General features: G+C 66.4%; 19 protein-coding genes. 10 read left to right on the top strand and 9 right to left on the bottom strand.

Annotation, left to right across the window (positions count from 1 at the left end):
- Positions 1 to 21 precede the first annotated feature (21 nt).
- On the bottom strand, positions 22 to 1,245 hold the full coding sequence (locus J1N60_RS00685) for a DUF7096 domain-containing protein (RefSeq protein WP_312909862.1): 1,224 nt from the start codon (positions 1,243 to 1,245) through the stop codon (positions 22 to 24).
- Positions 1,246 to 1,427: 182 nt separating this feature from the next.
- Here J1N60_RS00685 and J1N60_RS00680 point away from each other — a divergent pair, with 182 nt between their 5' ends.
- Both J1N60_RS00680 and minD read left to right on the top strand, forming a co-directional pair.
- Positions 1,428 to 2,750, top strand: coding sequence for a helix-turn-helix transcriptional regulator (locus tag J1N60_RS00680; protein ID WP_312909860.1), 1,323 nt, complete (start codon positions 1,428 to 1,430; stop codon positions 2,748 to 2,750).
- 197 nt (positions 2,751 to 2,947) lie between these two features.
- Positions 2,948 to 3,844, top strand: coding sequence for a cell division ATPase MinD (gene minD, locus J1N60_RS00675; RefSeq protein WP_312909858.1), 897 nt, complete (start codon positions 2,948 to 2,950; stop codon positions 3,842 to 3,844).
- Between the two features lie 33 nt (positions 3,845 to 3,877).
- Here minD and J1N60_RS00670 read toward each other — a convergent pair whose 3' ends face one another.
- Positions 3,878 to 4,840 carry an MBL fold metallo-hydrolase gene (locus tag J1N60_RS00670; protein ID WP_312909856.1) on the bottom strand — a complete coding sequence of 321 codons (963 nt, stop codon included), beginning with the start codon at positions 4,838 to 4,840 and terminating at the stop codon, positions 3,878 to 3,880.
- 102 nt (positions 4,841 to 4,942) lie between these two features.
- On the opposite strand from J1N60_RS00670, the gene J1N60_RS00665 reads away from it, so the two are divergent.
- Positions 4,943 to 7,891: a bacterio-opsin activator domain-containing protein gene (locus J1N60_RS00665; RefSeq protein ID WP_312909854.1), complete on the top strand. Its 2,949-nt coding sequence runs from the start codon at positions 4,943 to 4,945 to the stop codon at positions 7,889 to 7,891.
- A gap of 106 nt (positions 7,892 to 7,997) precedes the next feature.
- A complete protein-coding gene (locus J1N60_RS00660; RefSeq protein ID WP_254158337.1) occupies positions 7,998 to 8,141 on the top strand; it encodes a rubrerythrin-like domain-containing protein in 144 nt (47 codons plus the stop codon).
- Between the two features lie 113 nt (positions 8,142 to 8,254).
- Here J1N60_RS00660 and J1N60_RS00655 read toward each other — a convergent pair whose 3' ends face one another.
- The 4 genes from J1N60_RS00655 to J1N60_RS00640 all read right to left on the bottom strand — a co-directional run bounded on the left by J1N60_RS00655 (position 8,255) and on the right by J1N60_RS00640 (position 11,315).
- Entirely contained in the window at positions 8,255 to 8,536 is a 282-nt protein-coding gene (locus J1N60_RS00655) for a hypothetical protein (RefSeq protein ID WP_312909850.1), read from the bottom strand.
- Positions 8,537 to 8,680: 144 nt separating this feature from the next.
- On the bottom strand, positions 8,681 to 9,703 hold the full coding sequence (locus J1N60_RS00650) for an amidohydrolase family protein (RefSeq protein WP_312909848.1): 1,023 nt from the start codon (positions 9,701 to 9,703) through the stop codon (positions 8,681 to 8,683).
- Between the two features lie 124 nt (positions 9,704 to 9,827).
- Positions 9,828 to 11,054: an HD domain-containing protein gene (locus J1N60_RS00645; protein WP_312909846.1), complete on the bottom strand. Its 1,227-nt coding sequence runs from the start codon at positions 11,052 to 11,054 to the stop codon at positions 9,828 to 9,830.
- Positions 11,055 to 11,102: 48 nt separating this feature from the next.
- The gene (locus tag J1N60_RS00640; RefSeq protein ID WP_312909844.1) at positions 11,103 to 11,315 is read right to left on the bottom strand and encodes a hypothetical protein; all 213 of its coding nucleotides are present in this window, start codon (positions 11,313 to 11,315) and stop codon (positions 11,103 to 11,105) included.
- 140 nt (positions 11,316 to 11,455) lie between these two features.
- On the opposite strand from J1N60_RS00640, the gene purL reads away from it, so the two are divergent.
- From purL to J1N60_RS00625, 3 genes are all read left to right on the top strand, one after another.
- Positions 11,456 to 13,690, top strand: a complete 2,235-nt coding sequence (gene purL / locus J1N60_RS00635) for a phosphoribosylformylglycinamidine synthase subunit PurL (protein WP_312909842.1) — start codon at positions 11,456 to 11,458, stop codon at positions 13,688 to 13,690.
- 134 nt (positions 13,691 to 13,824) lie between these two features.
- Complete coding sequence (locus J1N60_RS00630; protein WP_312909841.1) at positions 13,825 to 14,409, top strand: response regulator transcription factor; 585 nt, start codon at positions 13,825 to 13,827, stop codon at positions 14,407 to 14,409.
- Positions 14,410 to 14,483: 74 nt separating this feature from the next.
- Entirely contained in the window at positions 14,484 to 14,936 is a 453-nt protein-coding gene (locus J1N60_RS00625; protein ID WP_312909839.1) for a chemotaxis protein CheW, read from the top strand.
- Positions 14,937 to 15,011: 75 nt separating this feature from the next.
- Here the strand turns inward: J1N60_RS00625 and J1N60_RS00620 are convergent, their stop codons facing one another.
- The 3 genes from J1N60_RS00620 to J1N60_RS00610 form a co-directional block, all read right to left on the bottom strand.
- Positions 15,012 to 15,518 carry a macro domain-containing protein gene (locus tag J1N60_RS00620; protein ID WP_312909837.1) on the bottom strand — a complete coding sequence of 169 codons (507 nt, stop codon included), beginning with the start codon at positions 15,516 to 15,518 and terminating at the stop codon, positions 15,012 to 15,014.
- A gap of 140 nt (positions 15,519 to 15,658) precedes the next feature.
- Positions 15,659 to 16,927: a M24 family metallopeptidase gene (locus J1N60_RS00615; RefSeq protein ID WP_312909835.1), complete on the bottom strand. Its 1,269-nt coding sequence runs from the start codon at positions 16,925 to 16,927 to the stop codon at positions 15,659 to 15,661.
- 180 nt (positions 16,928 to 17,107) lie between these two features.
- Positions 17,108 to 18,013: a cation diffusion facilitator family transporter gene (locus tag J1N60_RS00610; protein ID WP_312909833.1), complete on the bottom strand. Its 906-nt coding sequence runs from the start codon at positions 18,011 to 18,013 to the stop codon at positions 17,108 to 17,110.
- Positions 18,014 to 18,551: 538 nt separating this feature from the next.
- Between J1N60_RS00610 and J1N60_RS00605 the strand changes: the two genes are divergently transcribed.
- The 3 genes from J1N60_RS00605 to J1N60_RS00595 are packed head-to-tail and all read left to right on the top strand — an operon-like array spanning position 18,552 to position 19,866.
- Positions 18,552 to 18,716 carry a hypothetical protein gene (locus J1N60_RS00605; protein ID WP_312909831.1) on the top strand — a complete coding sequence of 55 codons (165 nt, stop codon included), beginning with the start codon at positions 18,552 to 18,554 and terminating at the stop codon, positions 18,714 to 18,716.
- Positions 18,713 to 19,282, top strand: a complete 570-nt coding sequence (locus tag J1N60_RS00600) for a magnesium transporter (RefSeq protein WP_312909829.1) — start codon at positions 18,713 to 18,715, stop codon at positions 19,280 to 19,282. The genes J1N60_RS00605 and J1N60_RS00600 overlap by 4 nt, the downstream gene beginning before the upstream one ends.
- The gene (locus tag J1N60_RS00595; RefSeq protein ID WP_312909827.1) at positions 19,282 to 19,866 is read left to right on the top strand and encodes a magnesium transporter; all 585 of its coding nucleotides are present in this window, start codon (positions 19,282 to 19,284) and stop codon (positions 19,864 to 19,866) included. The genes J1N60_RS00600 and J1N60_RS00595 overlap by 1 nt, the downstream gene beginning before the upstream one ends.
- Positions 19,867 to 19,886 lie beyond the last annotated feature (20 nt).

The following is a 19,886-nucleotide window of genomic DNA, read 5'->3' as shown; positions in this document are numbered from 1 at the left end:
CAAACGGTGTCGCGACGGATATCAGGTGGCAGGCGCGATCGTCACCGTCTCGTCTGCCGTCTCTACTTCGATTTCGTAGTCTCCCGCCGGCGTCGCCAGCCAGCGGTGTCCGTTGCTCCCTGTCTGTCCGACGGCGACGCCATCGAGACGAACGGTCGCCTCGACCGGTTCGCCGGTCTCGAGGTTGGTCACGCGGATTTCCGCGGGCCCGTCTCCAGGGGTTCGGTTCAGGGTGATCGCGACGGTGTCTCGCTCCCAGGTGTTCTGGTGTTCGATCGGCAGTCGCGAAAGGCCGAGCGACTGGTGTTCGCGGGCGACGGCTTCGGTCGCGCCGTCGATGTAGCTGTGCAGGCCGCCGTGACTGTGGGAGAGTTCGATCAGGTAGAGGTTGGGGCTGAACGTCGTGGAGGAAAAGCGGGAGTTCATGTTGCTATGCACCCACGGATAGCGCTCCTCCGCGTGGCTCTCCGCGTCGGTGAGCGAGTTTAACTGGGACTCACCGTCTCGGTCCCGGTGATCGAAGCGAGTCACCTCCTGGTAAAACTGGCCTCCTGAAACCAGCGAGAGCCGATACCCTTCGGCGCTCGTTTCGATGGTCACTGACGGTGACCGGTCCGCGGTTGAGGCACCAGCGATCACGGCGCGGGCCTGGCTCTGGTGGGTCGCGATGGTTCCTGCTAGGGGGCGGATGTTTTCGCTCCTATATCCAGGAACTCGGTTGACGTACTCGTGGAGGTCGCGGTACTGCGCTTCTAGCGCGTTCGCCTCGTTGTAGTTGCGCAACACCATCTGCGTGAACTCCTGTTCGGTGATGGTGCCGTTCGCGTACGCCTGGACGGCCCGCCGTTCGCGTTCGTCGAGGGCGTCTACGCGCGCTTCCATCCTGTCACGCGAGGCGTCGATCAGGTCGGCACGTTCGTTCGGATCGGTCGTCTCGTCGAACGCTTGCTCGAACGCGAAGTGGTCGGCGTCGGCGCGAACCTCGTCGTCGGCCGACGCGACAGCCGTTCCGAAATCCTGCGTCGGCGAGGTATACGTGCGCTTACTCTCCTCGGGGACGGTGAGTCGATTCGCCGTGTTCTCGAGCTCGAGGAAGGGACCGCTCGAGTCGTGCGGCGTCAGGGTCGTCGATCGCGTCTCGGTGCCGGTCGTCGGCTCGGGAGCAGGAGCGGCAGCGACCAGCGTTACCGCCGGAAGCGCACAGACCAGTAACAACGCCAGGAGGGCGGGGGACGCCTTGGGCATTAGCCACTGCTATAGAACCCCTGGTACAAAAACCCGCCCGTCTCCGGATCAGTGTAGTGTAGCGACAGATAAAACCGCGTTACGAAACGCCTCGAGAGCGTCGGAGACGGTTTAGAAGCGGAAATAACGTTTTATTGGGGATGGAAAGGGTTTTTTGCCCTGGGAGATACCCGTTGAGACGTATGCGGTTTCCCCGCGCGAGTGTCGTTGCCCTCACGGTCCTCCTCGTGGCCGCCGTCAGTGTCGGCGTCGTGGCCGCGACCCCGCCCGCCGACCACTCGGCTCACGGACCGTCGTCGCTCGAGCAGTCGCCGCTCGTCCTCCAGGACGACGACAGCGACGACGATGGCGACGGCGGCCAGCTCCAGCCGGCTGACCCACAGCAGGTGATCAAGATCAACGTCACGGACAGCGGCGACGCCCGGTGGACGATCGAGAGTCGCTTCCTCCTCGAGGACGCCGAGGACGAGGAGGCGTTCCAGTCGTACGCCGCCTCGGTCGCCAACGGCGAGCGCGACGCCGGCTACGACGCGTCGACGTACGAGCGGTACGTGGCCGCGGCTTCGGAGGCGACCGGCCGCGAGATGGCACTCGTCGACGCTGGGTACGACGAGCCGCGAATCGAAGAGGTCAATCGAAGCGGTCCGATGGGCGAACAGTCGACCGATCGCGTCGGCGTCGTCGCCTACTCGTTCACGTGGGAGTCGTTCGCGACGACCGAGGGGAGTAAGATTCACGTGGGTGACGCGTTCGAGACGCCGGACGGAGACGGCTCCTGGTTTCCGGCGCTGAACACCGACCAGCAACTCGTCGTCGCTATCCCATCTAACTACGGGTTTCAGTCGTTCCCCGACGATTTCTCGAGACGGGACGATGGGGCACTCGTCTGGGACGGCCCGGTCGAATTCGTCGAGGACGGCGACGACAAACGTGAATTCGTGTTGCTGCGGGGAGAATCTTCGGACGATGGCACCGGGGGGACCGACGGACCCGGCGGCGAGACACCGCCACCCGAGGATCCGGAATCGTGGGCCTCGACGGGCGTCCTCCTCGGTGGCGCCGCCCTCGCGTTGCTGACCGTCGCCGTCGTCGGTGGCTACCTCGTGACTCAGCGCTCGAGTTCGGGTTCGGGTTCGGGGTCGTCCTCGGTACCTGCCTGGCTCCCGGCCCCCGTTCGCGACCGACTCGAGGACGACGAACCGAGCACGCAAGACCCAACGACCCCGCCCGTCGCCGCCCCATCGGATGACCCGCTCGAGGAACCCGACGACGGGGGCGGGATCGATCCAGACCTGCTCAGCGACGAAGAGCGAGTGCTTCGACTCCTGCGGGGCAACGGCGGTCGGATGAAACAGGCCTCGATCGTCAAGGAGACCGGCTGGTCGAACGCCAAGGTCTCCCAGTTGCTCTCGAAGATGGACGACGACGACGAGATCGAGAAACTCCGCATCGGTCGGGAGAACCTCATTACGCTGCCCGAGATCGATCCGACCGAACTCGATTGACGCTCGCGACCTTCTCGACGCTCGCATCCTTTCGACACTCGAGCCCTGTCGATCGTCTCGAGTTCCTGCCCACTGATTTCTGCTTCCTGCGTCGAGCGCGACGATGGAGGCGCGTACTCAGTCGCACTGACACGACTCGAGGCGGTGTACTCACGATTTAAGGTCCTCCCGCTACACTGTCCGGCTAGTAATCGAGTATGTCTCAAGAGACGGTATACGCCATCGCGAGTGGAAAAGGCGGTGTCGGGAAGACGACGACGACGGTGAACCTCGGGACGGCCCTCGCCCAGGCTGGCAAACACGTCGCCATCGTCGACGTCGACCTCGGCATGGCGAACCTGGCCGGGTTCGTGAGCCTGACCCCCGAGTCGACGACGCTCCACGACGTGCTGGCGTCCGACGCGTCGATCGAAGACGCCACGTACAACCTCGCCGAGAACATCGTCGCGATCCCGAGCGGGACGGGGCTCGACGACTACGCCGAAACGAGCCCCGAGGGGCTCCGCGAGGTCGTTGAGACGCTTCGCGAGCGATTCGAGTACGTCCTGCTCGACGTCGGCGCGGGCGTGAGCCACGAGACCGTCCTTCCGCTGGGGCTCGCCGACGCCGTCTTTCTCGTCTCCACCCCGGAACCGGCATCGGTTCACGACGTGAAGAAGACCATCGAGTTGACCGAACGAGCGGGTGGCTCGACGGCCGGGCTGATCGTCACCCGGACGCGCCCGGCGGGCGACGTCTCCTACGACGAGATCGCCGACCGACTCGACGTGGCCCTCCTCGGTACAGTCCCGGACGATCCGCTCGTTCGCGAGAGCGTGTACGCGGGAACGCCCCTCGTCGTGCACGATCCGGAGAGTCCAGCTGCGGTCGCCTATCGCCGGCTCGCCGCGGATCTCGCCGGTATCGAATCGCCTGACGTCCCGGACGACGCCTCGGACGAGGACGCCGAATCCGACGAGTCGACGACGCCCGATCCGTCCTCACCGCTCGCCTCGTCGTCCAGGTCGTCGGACGAGGACGGCGAATCGAGCCAGGCGGCCTCCCACGACGACGTCTCGAGCGCGATCACCGAGGCGGAGTCGGACTCGAGCTAGCGGGAGTCGCCGGAGCCGTTTTTCGACGCGAATTCACTCACCCTTCCAGTCGAGATACCCCAGCACGCCGCGGGCGTTCATCGCGGTTTCGGCGTGCGTCTTTCGCTCGCCCCAGACCTCGACGAATCGTTCGTCGGCCTCCTCGGCGAGTGCGTCGACCACGGCCTCGTCGTCCTCGAGTTCCGCTCGCGTTCGTTCCACCCGATCGACCCACGACTCGAGGACGTCGCCGTAGGTCTCGAGCGCGGCGTCGAGATCCTCGACCTCGCGGGGGCCGAAGTGGGTGTAGAGCAGGACCGACGGATCGATCTCGCGGATCGTCTCGAGGTCGTCCAGGCAGCCCTCGAGGGAGAACTGTGCGGGCGGGGAGGTCTCGCGAATCGTCTCGAGCGAGGGGACCCAGATGCCGGCGGCGTCGCCGGTGAAGACGGCGTCCAGCTCGGGAACCTCGAGGACGGCCTGGTGGGGGGCGTGGCCAGGGGCATCGTGGGCGATCAGCGAGTAGTTCCCGAGGTCGATGACGTCGCCGTCTTCGAACTCGATCACCCGGTCTTCGGGGACGGGTTCGGGGTCGACGTAGAACTCCCACTGGTCGCCGACGGCGGCTTTCGTCCCGGCGACGAGGCGCTCGGGATCGATCAGGTGGGGGGCGCCGACGTGGTGGACGTAGACGTCGGCGTTCGGGCACGCCTCGGCGAGGAAGCCGGCGCCGCCGGCGTGATCCAGGTGGATGTGGGTGACGACGACGGCCTCGAGGTCCGCGCGATCGATTCCGATGGCGTCGAGAGCCTCGAGGATGCGCTCGTGGTTGGTCCCGATGCCCGTCTCGACGACGGCGGGACGCTCGGCGTCGAGGACGTACGCCGCGCCGTACTCGCTCGTGTCGTACATGCCGGTGTCGACGTAGTAGAGGTCGTCGCAGTCGCCGGCGTCGACCTCGCGGACGGCTCCGATGTCCGTGTCCGTGCCCGTATTCGTGTCCGCATCCGTGACCATACGGAGACGGCGAGGCCGCGGCCGATAAAACCTGCCCTCGAGGCAGTCTCCCGAACGGCCGTCAGGCGGACTACTATAGTGGCTCGATGAGAATGGCCACCGATGGAACGCGGTACCGGTATCGACGAATCCGCACCGAACACGGCGCTGCTGATCGGTGCCCCAGACTGGATCGAGGCGGTGCGCGCGACTCTCGAGGCGACGGTTCCGAAACTCGAGCCTGTGGCGGTTTCGACGGCTGATTCGGACGATCCGCTGGCGTCGTGGGACGGCGACGACCCGGCCGTCGTCCTCGTCGACGCGACGACGCCGGACGACGGGCGCTCGTTCGTCGAGCGCGTGCGAGCGCGCTGGCCGACCACCCCCCTGGTGAGCGTGCCGCGAGACGGGGACGAACGCCTCGCCAGCCGGCACCTCGCGGCAGGCGCAAGTGGCTACGTTCCGTTCGATGGTCGGGAGTCGCTCCTCCAGGAGATGCTCGACGCGGTCCTCCAGGATCGGGACAAACCCGAGGGCCTCCGGATTCACTCCGACGCACACCGGCGGGCCCGCCAGTTCGACGCCATCGCCGACGGATCAGCGGGTGGCGATGGCGGCGACGCGTCGGACGCCGGAACGTACCTCTGGGTGCTCGAGGCCGACGGCACGATCGCCGACACCAACCCGGTCGTCCGCGAGCGCCTCGAGGCAGGGGCCGATCCGGTCGGCCGCTCGTTCGTTGACCGCCGCTACTGGCCCGTTGAGGCGGTCAGTCCACTCGAGTCGGGGCTCGAGGCCGCCCGATCGGGCGCGTACGCGGAGCGAGAGGTGACCCTCTCGCGTCCGGACCCCGAGGAACGAGCCCTTCCGGACGGCGAGGAACGAACGCGTCCGAACCTCGAGGAACGAACGCTCGCGCTCTCGTTTCACCCGATCGACTCGGGCGATCAGGGGATGGTGGTCCTCGGTCGCGACGTCACCGAACGCGTCGAGACGATCCGCGAACTCCGACGCTCGGAGGAACTCCACCGGGTGACGCTCGCGCACATGACCGACACGGTGTTGCTCACCGACGAGGAGGGGCGCTTCACGTACGTCTGTCCGAACGTCCACTTCATCTTCGGCTACACCGCCGCGGAGATCCACGAACTGGGAACGATCGACGCCCTGCTGGGCGATTTCTACGACGAAGACGCACTCGCCGACCGTGGCGTCCTCACGAACGTCGAGTGTACGGCGACCGACCGGGGCGGCGACGAACACGCGCTCCTCGTGAACGTCCGCGAAGTCTCGATTCAGGACGGCCGTCGGCTGTTTAGCTGCCGCGACGTCACCACTCGCAAGCAGCGCGAGCGCGCGCTCACGTCGCTCCACGAGACGGCTCGCGCCCTCCTGTACGCCGAGTCCGAGGTCGAGATCGCTCAGCGCGTCGTCGACGACGTCGAGGCCGTCCTCTCGCTCCCCTCGGCCGCGGTCTATCGCTTCGACACGGCGGCGAACGCGCTCGAGGTGGCGGCCTCCAGCGGCGCCGGCGACCGCGACCGACTCGAGGCGATCTCGCTGGGAGCCGACGACGCGCTCGCGAACGCGTTCGTCGAGGACGAGACGCACGTCTTCGAGGAACTCGACCCGTCCGATTCACCCGTTGACGGGCTTCGAAGCGGGGTCATCGTCCCGCTCGCTGACCACGGCGTCTTCCTCGCCGGAACTACCGACCCCGCCGCGCTGGACGACGTCACAGTCGAGGTCGCGGACCTGCTGGCGGCGACGGCCGAGGCCGCCTTCGACCGGGTCGAACGGGACTCGCGACTCAGGGCTCGAGATCGGGAACTCAAGCGGCAGAACCAGCGCCTGAGCGCGCTCGATCGAATCAACGAGATCATCCGCGAGATTGGGCGGGACCTCGTCCGGGCCGACACCCGCGACGACATCGAGGGCGCCGTCTGCGATCGCCTCACCGATGCCGACCGATTCGCGTTCGCCTGGATCGGGTCGCTCGACCCGCGAACCGACGAGGTCACGCCCCGCGCCTGGGCCGGCGACGGCCAGGGATACCTCGACGCGCTCGAGACCCTCGCGGCCGATTCGACGGGGTCGGAGCCAACCTCGCAGACGCTCGAGACCCGGTCGCCGACGGTCGTCGAGAACGTCGCGAGCGATCTGCGGGCTGGCGAGTGGCGTTCGCCGGCGCTGACCCGCGGGTTTCAATCCGTCGCCAGCGTTCCCCTCGCGTACGACGAGTTCAGCTACGGTGCGCTGACGGTCTACGCGGACCGACCCGACGCCTTCGACGAGACCGCGCGGGAAGTGCTCCGGGAACTCGGCGAGACCATCGCCTCGGCGATCGGGTCGGTCGAACGAACCCACGCCCTGCTGGGCGGTCGCGTAGCCGAACTCACCTACGAGACCGACGTCGAGAACACGGGAACGGCGATCGATCGCCTCGCCCGAACCCTCGAGTGTCGGCTCGACCTCGAAGGCGGTATTCAGCGCCTGGAATCGGGCGTGTTGACGTTCGTCACCGTCTCCGGCTGCTCGCCCGAGGCGGTCGTCGACCGGGCTGCGTCCCTGACCGGTGTCGAGGATGCACACGTCGTCAACGCGAGTGCGAGCGCGGACGGAGGGCTCGTCCGACTCACGCTCTCCGAGCTGGCGCTCGCGACCCGACTGGCCGAACACGGCGGCGTCGTCCGCCGCCTCACTGCCGATCCCGACGGTACGACGCTCTCGGTGGACGTGCCGAGCCCCGTCGAAACCGCATCGATCGACGATCTCGTCCGATCGACCTACCTCGACGCGAGGCTCGCGACCCGCCGGGAACGGACCGGCCCCCCGACGACCGGCGCTCGCCTCGAGTCCGCGGTCCTGGAGTCCCTCACCGACCGCCAACTCGAGGTGGTTCGGACGGCCTACCACGCCGGATTCTTCGCGACGCCGCGAGCCCAGACCGGCTCGGCTGTCGCCGACTCGCTGGACATCTCTCCGACGGCCTTCTCGAACCACGTCAGGGCGGTCGAGCGAACGCTCTTTTCGATCCTGTTCGATGACTCGTACGCGACGAAGGTTCAATAGTAAACCTGGTGTGTCGAAGAGGGGTTTAGAAATAAACCACCACGCCCATCGGCGTCGGGCAAATATTGCACCACGTGGCCACCGACCGTCGCGTGGCCGGCTACCCATGAAGGACGCTCCATACGACCCAGCGGCCGAATCGACTTATGAGTGCCTCGAGTGCGGGGACACGGTCACCGCGACGACGAACCCCGGAACCTGCCCCGCGTGCGGGGTCGCCTATCGGAACACGGCGATGCCGATCGAGTGACTGGTAACGGACCGCAGCGGTAGGTGCAGGGCGGTTCCCGGGTGACACACCGAATCCCTCTCGATCAGTTCCTCTCGAGAGGCGAGTTCGATACCCGCGCCCCGCCGAACCCATTACAGGTTTCCTTCGTTTATAGCCCGCACTTTGTCCGCTTCAACCTTCTTCTCGCGTTCTTTCTGCCGATCCGAACGCGTCGATGGGCTGTCCGGTGCATACTCGTCGTCATCGTCTGAACCGGAATTCCGATACATCGCCAGTCCGACCGTGAGCGCGGCGATACCGAACAGCATGACCGCTTCGTAGGGATAGGGCGGGCCGCCGACGACGAGAAGGACGATCAGGCCGAGACACGCGCTCCCCGTCGCAACTTTGCTGTAGACGTTGAGTTGTCGCAATCCAGCAAGTACCTTAGCTTTCGTTACACGTCTCCCGTCAAAAAGATTCCTTCGAGCTGTCAGTATCGGTCCACCGCTCACTCGAGCGACGGCCGACGGACGACAGCCTCGAGGCGGGTCCAGCGCGCTATCCTCACAGAACCCTCAGTCGGCGAAGACGACTCGTTTCACGTCGTCGACCCCTGCCCGTCGGACCACCGCCCGGACGGGATCGCGGACGCCGTCGAGATTCGATGAGTCTCCGTCGACGACGAGGACGCGAGCGACGTTTCCGGGCTCGAGCGACCCGTACTCCAGATCCATCAGCGCGGCTCCGTTGACCGTTGCCATCCGCAGGACCTCTCGGGCGGGGAGGTCGGAGCACTTCGCGAGGAACTCCATCTCCCGGAACATCGACGGCGAGTTGAGCATCACGTTGTCGGTGCCCAGCGCGAGCGTCGTTCGCTCGACCAGTTCCTCGACGGGCGGGAGGCCGACCCCGGTGACGAGGTTCGAGCGCGGACAGACCACGACGGGAATCTCCTCGCGTGCGATTCGCTCGAGGTGGTCGTCCTCGGGATGGACGACGTGGACCAAGAACTCCGGCTCGAGGTCTATCGCCGGGTGGAGGTCGCTGGGGTCGGCCTCGCCCGCGTGGATGGCGAAGGGCTTGTCGGCCTCGCGGGTCGCCTCGCGCTCGCGGTCGAAGCTGTCGTCGTTGGCCCCGCTGGCCCCAAAGCCGTCGCCCGCCTCCATCGCCTCGAGCGATTCGCGGGCGAACGCGTAGGCGTCGATCGCCTGACCCGAGGCGGCCTCACGAAGCATCTCCACGCCTGCGACGCCGCCTTCCCGGAAGTCGAAGCAGGCCGCCGTACCGCCGCGTTCCATGTACTCGAGCGAGGTTCGGACGGCCGCGACGAGTTCCTCGCGGCTGGCGTCCCGGAGCAGGCGATGTTTGAGGCCGTCCGGTGGCGCGACGAGTTCCTCGAGAGAGAGCCCGCCGCCGGCTTCCTTCGCGATCGAGTCGCCGACGTGCGTGTGGGCGTTGATAAACGCCGGGAGCACGACGTCGTCGCTCCCGACCGATACCTCCTCGATGGCCTCGATTCGGCCATCGTCGCCGACGACCAGTCGGCCCTCGACTGGCTCGAGGTCCGCTCCCCGAAGGATCGTTCCGGTGAGTTCCATACGCCTCGTTTCGGTCCGGGAGCCTTCAACGGTTCGCGTTTCGATAGGGTCTCTCACTCGAGTCTGGGTCGGTTCCGATTTCGACTCGAGGCCGGAGGCGAGTTTGCGAGCGCTCGAGTCGTCCTCAGTCCACGAACTGATCCAGCGTCGCGTACAGTCCGTCACGGACTTCGGTAACCAGCGGACCGTCGATATCGAGTCCCAGTACGTCGACGGCCGCCCGGCCGACGGGCTCGCGCACCTCGTCGGGCGAGTAGACGCCGAGTCGCCACTGGGAGTACTGGGCGGACCGCAGTGCGTCCACGAGCGGGGACTGGCGGCCCAGCTGGCGCACGTCGCCGTTGACCAGCACGCGCGTGGTGGACTCCTTCATCGACGGCCTCGACGGCACGTCGACGATGACCGTCTCGGGATCGACACCTGCGATGTTGGCGATCTCGCGCTCGAACTCGCGAATCGACTCGTGGTCGGCCTCGATGATCCCGCCCGGCACGTCGTCGATCTCGGCCCAGACGGCCCGCTTGTACAGGTCGCGGTGGTCCAGGCGCCGGGAGAACTCTTCGGTCGCGCCGCTCGAGCGCAACGCGACGATCAGGTCGTGGTCGTCCATCCGCTGGAGGGTGTGGGCGTCGGTTTCCTCGGCCTCGAGCAACTGTTCGCCCGCGCGGCGGAGCATCGCCTTGCTGATGCGGGCGACACTGTGGCTGTAGACGGTCGGATTCATCAGCGCGCGAGCGACCAGGAGGCTCTCGGCGGTCTGGACGTTCCCCTCCGCGAGGACGAGTTCGCCGTCGGCGAAGCGAAGTTCACGGACCAGCCGGCCGTGATCGATCGTCCCGTAGGGAACGCCCGTGTGGTGGGCGTCGCGCACGAGGTAGTCCATGCGGTCGACGTCCAGTTCCCCCGAGACGATCTGCCCGAAGCGGCCGTCGCCGGCGACCAGGTCCGCGACGGCGTCGGGATCGAGGTCGTGCTCGCGGAGGACGTCGCCGATCTCGCCCGCGGCCAGCAGGTCGTGGACGTCGTCGTGGTACCGGCCGGTCTTCCGGTGGGTCAGCTCCTCGAGGTTGTGGCTGAACGGGCCGTGGCCGACATCGTGGAGGATGGCGGCGGCCTGGACTCGCTCGGCCTCGATACCGCCGATACCGAGGTGCTCGAGGGCCTCGCAGGCGAGGTGATAGACGCCGAGGCTGTGCTCGAAGCGGGTGTGGTTCGCGGAGGGGTAAACGAGCGAGACGGTGCCCAGCTGGGCGATGTTCCGGAGGCGCTGGACGGCGGGCGTGTCGAGGAGGTCTCGTGCCACGCCGTCGACCACGATGTGGTCGTGGACGCTGTCCTTGATGGTTTTCATGTCATCGCATTCGGCGGTCTCGTACAAAAACCGTCGGACACCCGTCGCTCAGGCAGTCTCCTCCGCTTCGAGCGCGTACTCGAGGAACTTCGGCATCAGGACGGCGTCGAGGATGGCGAGTCCCAGCGCGAGGTAGCGAGCGAGGCCCTCGAGGTAGACGATGGCGACGAAGGCGATGATCGCCGCCCCGGAGAGACCGAGCGCGTAGCGGACCATTGGATTCTCGAATGGGTTCGCCTGCTGCGTCTCGGAGGTGCTCATACGAGAGACACCAGGACGGCCCGACAAAAGTATACTGGTTCTAACCAGTCCCACGCGAATAAAAAATCGAACGACTCGAGACGATGCACGAACGTGGATATGGAAACCCCTTTACTGTCCGACTTTCACCACCTAGGTGAATGAGCGAAGCCGATTCGGACCACGAACTGATCGTCGCCGAACTGGGCCGAGAGCCCACACCAGCGGAGGCGGCGCTGTTCGAGAACCTCTGGAGCGAACACTGCGCCTACCGATCCTCGAGACCGCTGCTGTCGGCGTTCGAGAGCGAGGGCGAACAGGTCGTCGTGGGGCCGGGCGACGACGCGGCAGTCGTCGCGCTGCCCGCTGGTGAGACTACTGAGGACCAGGACGTCTACATCACCCTCGGCATCGAGAGCCACAACCACCCTTCCTACGTCGACCCCTTCGACGGCGCCGCCACGGGTGTCGGTGGCATCGTCCGAGACACCCTCTCGATGGGCGCCTACCCGATCGCGCTCACCGACAGCCTCTACTTCGGCCCCTTCGAGAACGAGCACTCCCGGTACCTCCTCGAGGGCGTCGTCGAGGGAATCAGCCACTACGGGAACTGCATCGGCGTCCCCACCGTCGGCGGCAGCGTCGACTTCCACCCCGACTACGAGGGGAATCCGCTGGTGAACGTCGCCTGCGTCGGCCTCCTCACCGAGGACCGCCTCGTGACGGCTGTCGCCCAGGAACCTGGCAACAAACTCGTGCTGGTGGGCAACGCCACCGGCCGCGACGGCCTCGGCGGCGCGAGTTTCGCGAGCGAGGACCTGGCCGAGGACGCCGAAACCGAGGACCGCCCTGCAGTCCAGGTGGGCGACCCCTACGCCGAGAAACTGCTGATCGAGGCCAACGAGGTCATGATCGACGAGGGGCTGATCGAATCGGCCCGCGACCTCGGCGCCGCGGGACTGGGCGGTGCCTCGAGCGAACTCGTCGCCAAGGGCGGCCTCGGCGCCGAAATCGCCCTCGAGCGGGTTCACCAGCGAGAGCCGAACATGTCGCCCCTCGAAATCTTGCTCGCCGAATCTCAGGAGCGGATGTGCTATGAGGTCGCTCCCGAGAACGTCGAACGCGTTCGCGAGATTGCCGAACGCTTCGACCTGGGCTGTTCGGTCATCGGCGAGGTCACGGACGGCAACTACGTCTGTACCTACGAGGGGAGCGAGGCGCCACGCGCCTCGGATGACTCGAGCGGTGAGCGAGGCGAACCGCGAGAGCGAGAGACCGTCGTCGACGTCGACGCCGAGTTCCTCGGAGACGGCGCGCCGATGAACGACCTGCCGTGGGAGGAGCCGACCGAACCCGAGACCGACCTCCCAGATACCGACCTCGAGGACGCCTTCGACGCCGTCGTCGGCTCGCCAAACACCGCCTCCAAGCGGTGGGTCTACCGCCAGTACGACCACGAGGTGGGGGTCCGGACGAGCGTTCCGCCGGGTGACGACGCGGCGATCGTCGCGATCAGAGATATCGAATCTGGACTGGCCATCTCCGCCGGCGCCGCTCCGAACTGGACGAGTGCGAACCCGAGAGACGGCGCACGCGCGGTCGCCCTCGAGAACGCGACCAACCTCGCCGTCAAGGGGGCGACCCCCCTCGCAGCCGTGGACTGTCTCAACGGCGGCAACCCCGAGAAGCCGGACGTCTACGGCGGCTTCAAGGCCATCGTCGACGGCCTGGCGGAGATGTGCGCCGACCTCTCGGTGCCGGTCGTCGGCGGTAACGTCTCCCTCTACAACGACTCGGTGAGCGGCCCCATCCCGCCGACGCCGACGCTCGCGATGGTCGGCACGAAGCCGGGCTACGACGCGCCGGGCCTCGAGGCGCGCGCCGAGGAGTCGTCGCTCCTCCTGGTCGGCGACGACGCCCTCGAGCGCGATTCCTTCGCCCTCGGCGGCTCCGAACTCCTGGCCCAGTTCGGGGGCACCGATCGGTTCCCCGTCCTCCCCGAGACGCCCACCGAACGGCTCGAGACGCTCGCCACCGTCGCGAACGCCGACTCGATGCTCGCCACCCACGACGTGAGCCACGGCGGCCTCGCGGTGACGCTCGCGGAGATGGTGACCGCCGACGTCGGCCTCGAGGTGGCGCTGCCGACCGACGACTTGGAGGCGGGACTGTTTCACGAACTCCCCGGACGGGCGGTGGTCCAGACGACCGACCCCGACGCCGTGGTCGAGGCGTTCGATGGCGTCGCGCCCGTCGTCGAGCTGGGTTCGCCAACCGCCGACGGGACGCTGTCGATGACGGTCGCGACGGAGGGCGGAGACGAGACGACCGTCCTCGAGCGAACGGCGGCAGACATCGCCGCTCTCCGTACCGTGCTCGAGGCGGAACTCGAGTAGCGACCCGATCGTTCTCGGGTTCGTTCGGACCGTTCATTCGGTTCAGCAGTGTTTTCCAGGTCCAACCGCCCGATATATTCATATGGCTCCGTGAGAAGTCTGTCAATCGTCAGCCGATACTGGAGACTATCCCGATGCCATCTGAACCCCACGTCCTGATCGTCGAAGACGAACCTGACCTGGCGACGCTCTACAGCGCCTGGCTCGAGGACGAAGTGACCGTCGAGACTGCCTACGACGGCACGGACGCCCTCGACGCCATCGACGAGACGGTCGACATCGTTCTCCTCGACCGCCGAATGCCGGGTCTCCCGGGCGACACTGTCCTCGAGACCATCCGGCAACGCGACCTCGACTGTCGCGTAGCCATGGTGACGGCGGTCGAACCGGACTTCGACATCATCGGACTGGGATTCGACGACTACCTCGTCAAGCCGGTTTCGAAGGCCGAACTCACTTCGCTGATCGACCAGTTGCTGTTGCGCTCGAGCTACGACGACCAGCTCCAGCAATTCTTCGCACTCGCGTCGAAGAAGGCGCTCCTGGACGGGCAGAAAACCGCCGCCGAACGACGGGCCAGCCAGGAGTACGCCGTTCTCGAGGACCGCCTGGCGGTGTTACGGGCGACCGTCGACGATACCATGATGGAACTGCTCGAGCGGGACGTCTACCGCCGCCTCTGTGAAGATATCTCCAGACAGCCGATTGCAACCGAGTAGTAGAAAACCGGGCGACTGCGACGTGATTGGTTGTCGGAACAGTTATTTTCCAGCGTCGTCTCCGTCTGAACTGAATGATGGAGACTGGTGGCTCGAGCGAGCCAACCGACCGCGTTTCGATACTGCCGTTCGAACTGCAGACGGACGGCTACTGCGTCGAATCCGAGCGAGTTTCGTCGGTGCTGGGTGTCGGTGACATTGGCGTCGTCGACGACGCCGAGGATCCCTGGAACGCGGGCGAAATCGCCGTTGGCGGCGAGCGGATCCGGGTCGTCGATCTCGCTCGCGTGTTCGCTGCGCCGACGGCGTCGATCGATCGCTCGAGCGATCCCATGCTCCTCGTGTTCGGCGTCACCGACGACGCCGGCGCCTACTACGGGTGGCTGGTCGACGACGTCGGTATCACCCAACGAGTCGACCGGGACCGCCTCGAGCCAAATCCGCGGGGCGGCGCGTTCGTCGCGGGTCATCTTTCACTGGAGGAAGAGACGTACCGATGGCTCGACGAACGAGCGATTCACGACTAGTTGGGACCGTCGTCGTTGCTTCGGCTCGGTCACGGAGTCGTTGGCTCCGGTTCAGTCTGGGGGCACAGGCTCCAGTCAGCCCCGGAGTCGACGTACGGCTCGTCGAACCGTCTCGAACTCATCCTCGTCGTAGGCAATGAATCGCACGTCCTCGAGCGTGCTCGGTTCGTAGGCCTGAATCTCTCGGGCGATGATCTCGGCGCCTTCGGCGAGGTCGAAGCCGGCGACGCCACAGCCGAGGGCGGGGATCACGAGCGACCGACAGCCCAGGTCGTCGGCGCGTTCGAGGGCGTTTCGGGTGGCGTCGCGAATGCTCTCTGCAGTGGCCTTCCCGTCGCCGTAGTGAGGCATCGCCGCCGCGTGGACGACGTACTCGGCCTCGAGGTCGTAGGCGTCCGTGACGGCGACTTCGCCGAGGTCGACCGGTCCATTCGCCATCGCCTCCTCGTTGATCTCCGGGCCGGCCCCGCGCCGAAGCGCGCCGGCGACGCCCGATCCCATCCGGAGGCTGGTTCCGGCGGCGTTGACGAGGGCGTCTGCGGACTGGTTCGCGATGTCGCCCTGGATGACGTCGAAGTCCATACTCGCGGTACGGTCGGGATCGACAAAAATCGTCGGAGTGACCGATTCTCGCTCGCACTGCCTGCACGACCGCCGACTCTCGGGCCTCGAGATCGAAGAGTCGAGCCTTGAGCCTCGAGACCCGCCCTCGAACCGAGCGCTCAGTAGTCGATTCGGGTAATCTCCTCGACGGGCCACTGGCTCAGGATCTCGACGCCGTTCTCGCGGACGACGACCATCTCCTCGACGCGTACGCCCTGGTTCTCCGCGGGCTCCTGAGTCTCGACGGCCATCGTCATCCCCTCCTCAATCTCGATCGGGTGGTCGGGGGAGAGGCCGCGCCAGATCAAGGGCACCTCGTACAGTTGCAGTCCGAGGCCGTGGCCCCAGTGGTTGGTCGTCAGCTGCCAGTGTTCGTCGGCGTCGTAGAAGTCGGCGTGCTCGCCTTCCATGTCCGGGAAGCCCTGGCAGATTTCGTCGGTCGTGGCACCGGGTTCGATGCGCTCGAGGACGTCGTAGAGGTTGTCGCGGGCGGTCTCGTAGGCGTCCTGCTGGGCCTGGGTTGGCTCACCCATGCTGAAGGTGCGGTAATAACACGACCGGTAGCCCAGGTAGCCGATGTTGTAGAAGTCGGCGTAGACGAGGTCCCCAGGCCGGATCATCCGGTCGGTGGTGTTCGCCTGGTGTTTCGGCCAGGTGTTCGGCCCGGAGGTGACGTAGCCACCGCCGACGAACGCCCCCTGCTTCCAGAGTTCCTCCGCAGCGGCCCCCCAGAGGTCCGTCTCTTTCGCTCCGGGGCGGGCAGTTTCAGTGATCCGCTGGAAGCCGGCCTCGCAGATGGCGGCGACCTGGCGGAGACACTCGATCTCGTCGCGAGTCTTGACTTTGCGGGCGTCCTCCATTACATTCGGGACGGTCTCGGTGTCGACCTCGATCCCGCGGTCCTCGAAGGCGCTCACCAGGCCGGCGTTCCCGACGTCGATGCCCAGCGCCTCGCCGTCCACGCCGTACTCCTCGAGAGCGGTCGCCACGGTGTCGGCCATCTTCGCTTTGAGGAAGTCACGCGCGGAGTCCCGCCCGGAGGCGCGGGGGACGTTGCCGAGTCCAGGGCAGGCGTAGCGAATGTCCTGCAGCCACGGGCAGTTGAAGCGCTGGTTGCTCGCGTGATCGGCGGTGTCCCAGTGGATCACGTCGCCTTCCTCCGTGAGGACGGTGTAGTGGTCGGCCCCGCTGCCGCCGGTCATCGCCAGGCCGGTGACGTAGCGGATGTTCGGGTCCGAGACGAGGAGCATGGCGCCGAGTTCGGTCTCCTGGAGGCGCTCGAGGGCGCGCTCCGTTCGCTCGCGGCGCATCCGTTTGACGTCGATGCGCTCCTCCCAGTCGACGGCCTGGGTCCCGCGCGTTCCCTCCATGAAGTCCCGCTGGTACATACTCGTAGGTCACGAACGATCCCTAAGAAACCTATCGACACGCGGACGGCGAAGGGTTTACTATACGTTCTATAGTGTGTGGTCACGTTCGAGCGCTGCCCGCTCTCGCCGCTCTCGAGAGGAGATGGACGAAACTCGCGATTACAGGACCCAAGGGGGACGATCCAACATTGCGACCGATCAGGACTCGACGTGATCCTTCCACTCGCCGATCCCCGATGGATCGAGGTGGACGTGGGCGTCCCCGACGTCGTCCTGTTCGCGCAGGGCCGTCACGAGCGCCGTCTCGAGGTCGTGGGCATCGCGCAGGGGCATCTCGCCGTCGACCTCGACGTGGACCTCCACCTCGAGGACCGTGCCGTCGTAGTAGACGGTGAGATCGTGGATCCCCTGGACGCCCGGATGGTCCCGGAGCGTCCGGGAGATGGCCTCGCGCTTCTCGCTCGAGGGGGCGGCGCCGACGAGGTAGTCGACGTTCTCGCGGGCGATGGACACGCCCTGGGAGACGACGATCAGGCTCACGAGGCCGCCCGCGACGGCGTCGAGCTCGGGAACGCCGAAGACGACGCCGAGGACGCCGATCATCGCCGCGAGCGACGTGTAAATGTCGTTCAGGCAGTCGACCGCGAGGGCGTCGAGTGCGGTCGACCCGATTTCGTGGTTGATCGCCTGCGTGTACCGGTAGACGAGGTACATGTCCGCGATCGCGAACGCCAGTGCGCCGAGCAGGAGTGGACTGAAGCTGACGTCGGTGCTATAGAGGAGGCCCCGAACCGACTGGTTGAGCAAGGAGAGGCCGAGCAGGGCGATGACCGCGCCGACGAACAGCGCCGTCAGGGGTTCGATCCGGTCGTGGCCGTGGGGGTGGGTGTCGTCGGGTTCGTCGTAACTGCTCGTCCCCCACACCAGGACGACGACGCTGGCGACGAGGTCGGCCAGGGAGTGAGCGGCGTCGGCGAGCAGCGAGAAACTCCCGAAGGCGAGGCCTGCGGCCCCTTCGACTGCGATTTTGGCGGCGTTGCCGAGGACGTTCACCCATGCTGCGCGCCGGAAGTCGCGTCGGTGTCGGTGTGCGCCCTCGCTCATACCCGGTTTAGAGTGAGTCTATCCTTCAACGTTGTCACTCGAGTCGAATTACAGTGAACCTTCTCTCGAGAGGCAAGTCACGGCGAACCCCGTCTCCAGGACGAATCGCGACGAACCCCGCTCCGAGAGACGAATCGTAGCGGACCTCATCCCGAGAGGCGAGACGGGTCCGACGCTCGAGAAGGGCCCGATGCGCGAGCCGTCGCCGCCTTCGACACGCTCATGGGACCTGTGTTCCAATCGCGCCGTAGATAGGCGGGACCTGGCTGGCGTGGTGGCTGGTCTCGCTCTGAGTGGCGGGTCGACGACGGTCGAGCGCACACTGTCGAGTGTTACCACGGACTGTGCGGAGGAAAACGCCTATCAGACTCGTCTCAGTAACGAACGTACATGTTCACGTGGGCCGCCACTCCCGTCGATCGACACCGACACCGAACTGTGCATCCGGTGTGTCCCCACGCACCGGCGGACGGTTCCGTCGACGAGAGACGCGTCGGTCCGCGTCGCCATCGCCGCTCGCACGTCCGGGGTGAAGTCTATGGGGGCCGCTAAACGGCGATCACCGGGACCGAGCGAGCGAGGGGCGTTCGAGATTGCGACCAGTGAGGATCGACGTGGGGCGTTCGAGGCCGAAACGAGTGAGTCCGGTACCGCACGCGACGCTCGAGCAACGCCGTGCAACCGCCTGGAGGCCGCCTCATGAGCGCTCGAGAGGAGTTCGTGTCGATCTACCGGGAAACGCTTCCGGTCCTGTTGATCGCGCTCGGTGGCGGGCTCGTGTCCGGCGTCATCCTCGAGAATCTCCTCGAGAGCGTCGAACGGTTTCCCGGGCTGCTCGTGATGGTTCCGGTGTTCCTCGCTACCCGCGGGAACGTCTACGGCGCGCTCGGGGGGCGACTCGCCAGCGGCCTCCATCAGGGGCTGATCGAGCCGCGCTTCTCGTGGGACGAACGGCTGGTCAATGCGGTCGTGGCCTCCTTCGTCAACGGCATCGGTATCTCGGTCGTCATCGCCGTGCTCACGCGACTCGCGCTCGCGGTGCTGGGCTGGGAGTCCGCCGCACTCTGGGAGTTTCTCGCCATCATGCTCATTTCGGGCGTGCTCACCTCGACCGTGTTGATCTTCGGCCTGCTTCTGGTGCTCTTCGGCGGGTACAAGGCGGGCTACGACCCCGACAACCTCGTCGGCCCTATCGTGACGACGCTGGGTGACATCTTCGGCATGCTCTTTCTCGTCTTCGCCGTCACGCTCGTCGGGGTGATTCCCTGATGTCGATTCTCTCTACGGATCGCTCGCTGGGCTCCTGGAGCGCCCGATCGATCGTCTCCACGATGTTCCCCCTGCTGATCGTGCTCTCGGTCATCGTCCTCGCGGCCGGGATCACCCTCGACCGCGCAGAAGCACTCCTCGAGGAGTATCGCGTGCTCGCGATCATGGTTCCCACCATGGTCGGACTCGGCGGCAACCTCGGCGCAATCTTGAGTTCGCGGCTCTCGAGTCGTCTCCACCTGGGCGTCGCGACGTTCGACGTGCGGGATACTGGTCTCTGGGCGAACATCGCCGCCATCCTCGCGCTGGCGGTGACGGTCTTTACGGTGCTCGCTATTGGGTCGTACCTGCTCGGTCTCGCGCTCGGTGTCGGCGTCGCCCTCCCGACGCTGCTGTTCATCGCCCTGGTCAGCGGCATCTCGATCGCCGTCATCGCCATCGTCTGCAGTTTCGGCGCGACGTACGCCTCCTATCGGCTCGGCGTCGATCCCGACGACCTGACGATCCCGATCGTGACGAACGTCGTCGACGTCTTCGGCATGCTCATCTTCGTCGGCGTCTCGTGGGTCGTGCTGGGGTTTTGACCTCGCCAAATCCGACGCGG

It is taken from the genome of Natronosalvus caseinilyticus, from assembly GCF_017357105.1.
Lineage (GTDB): Archaea > Halobacteriota > Halobacteria > Halobacteriales > Natrialbaceae > Natronosalvus > Natronosalvus caseinilyticus.
Note: the sequence above shows the minus strand (reverse complement) of the source record. Positions and strands in the feature narration are given on the sequence as shown.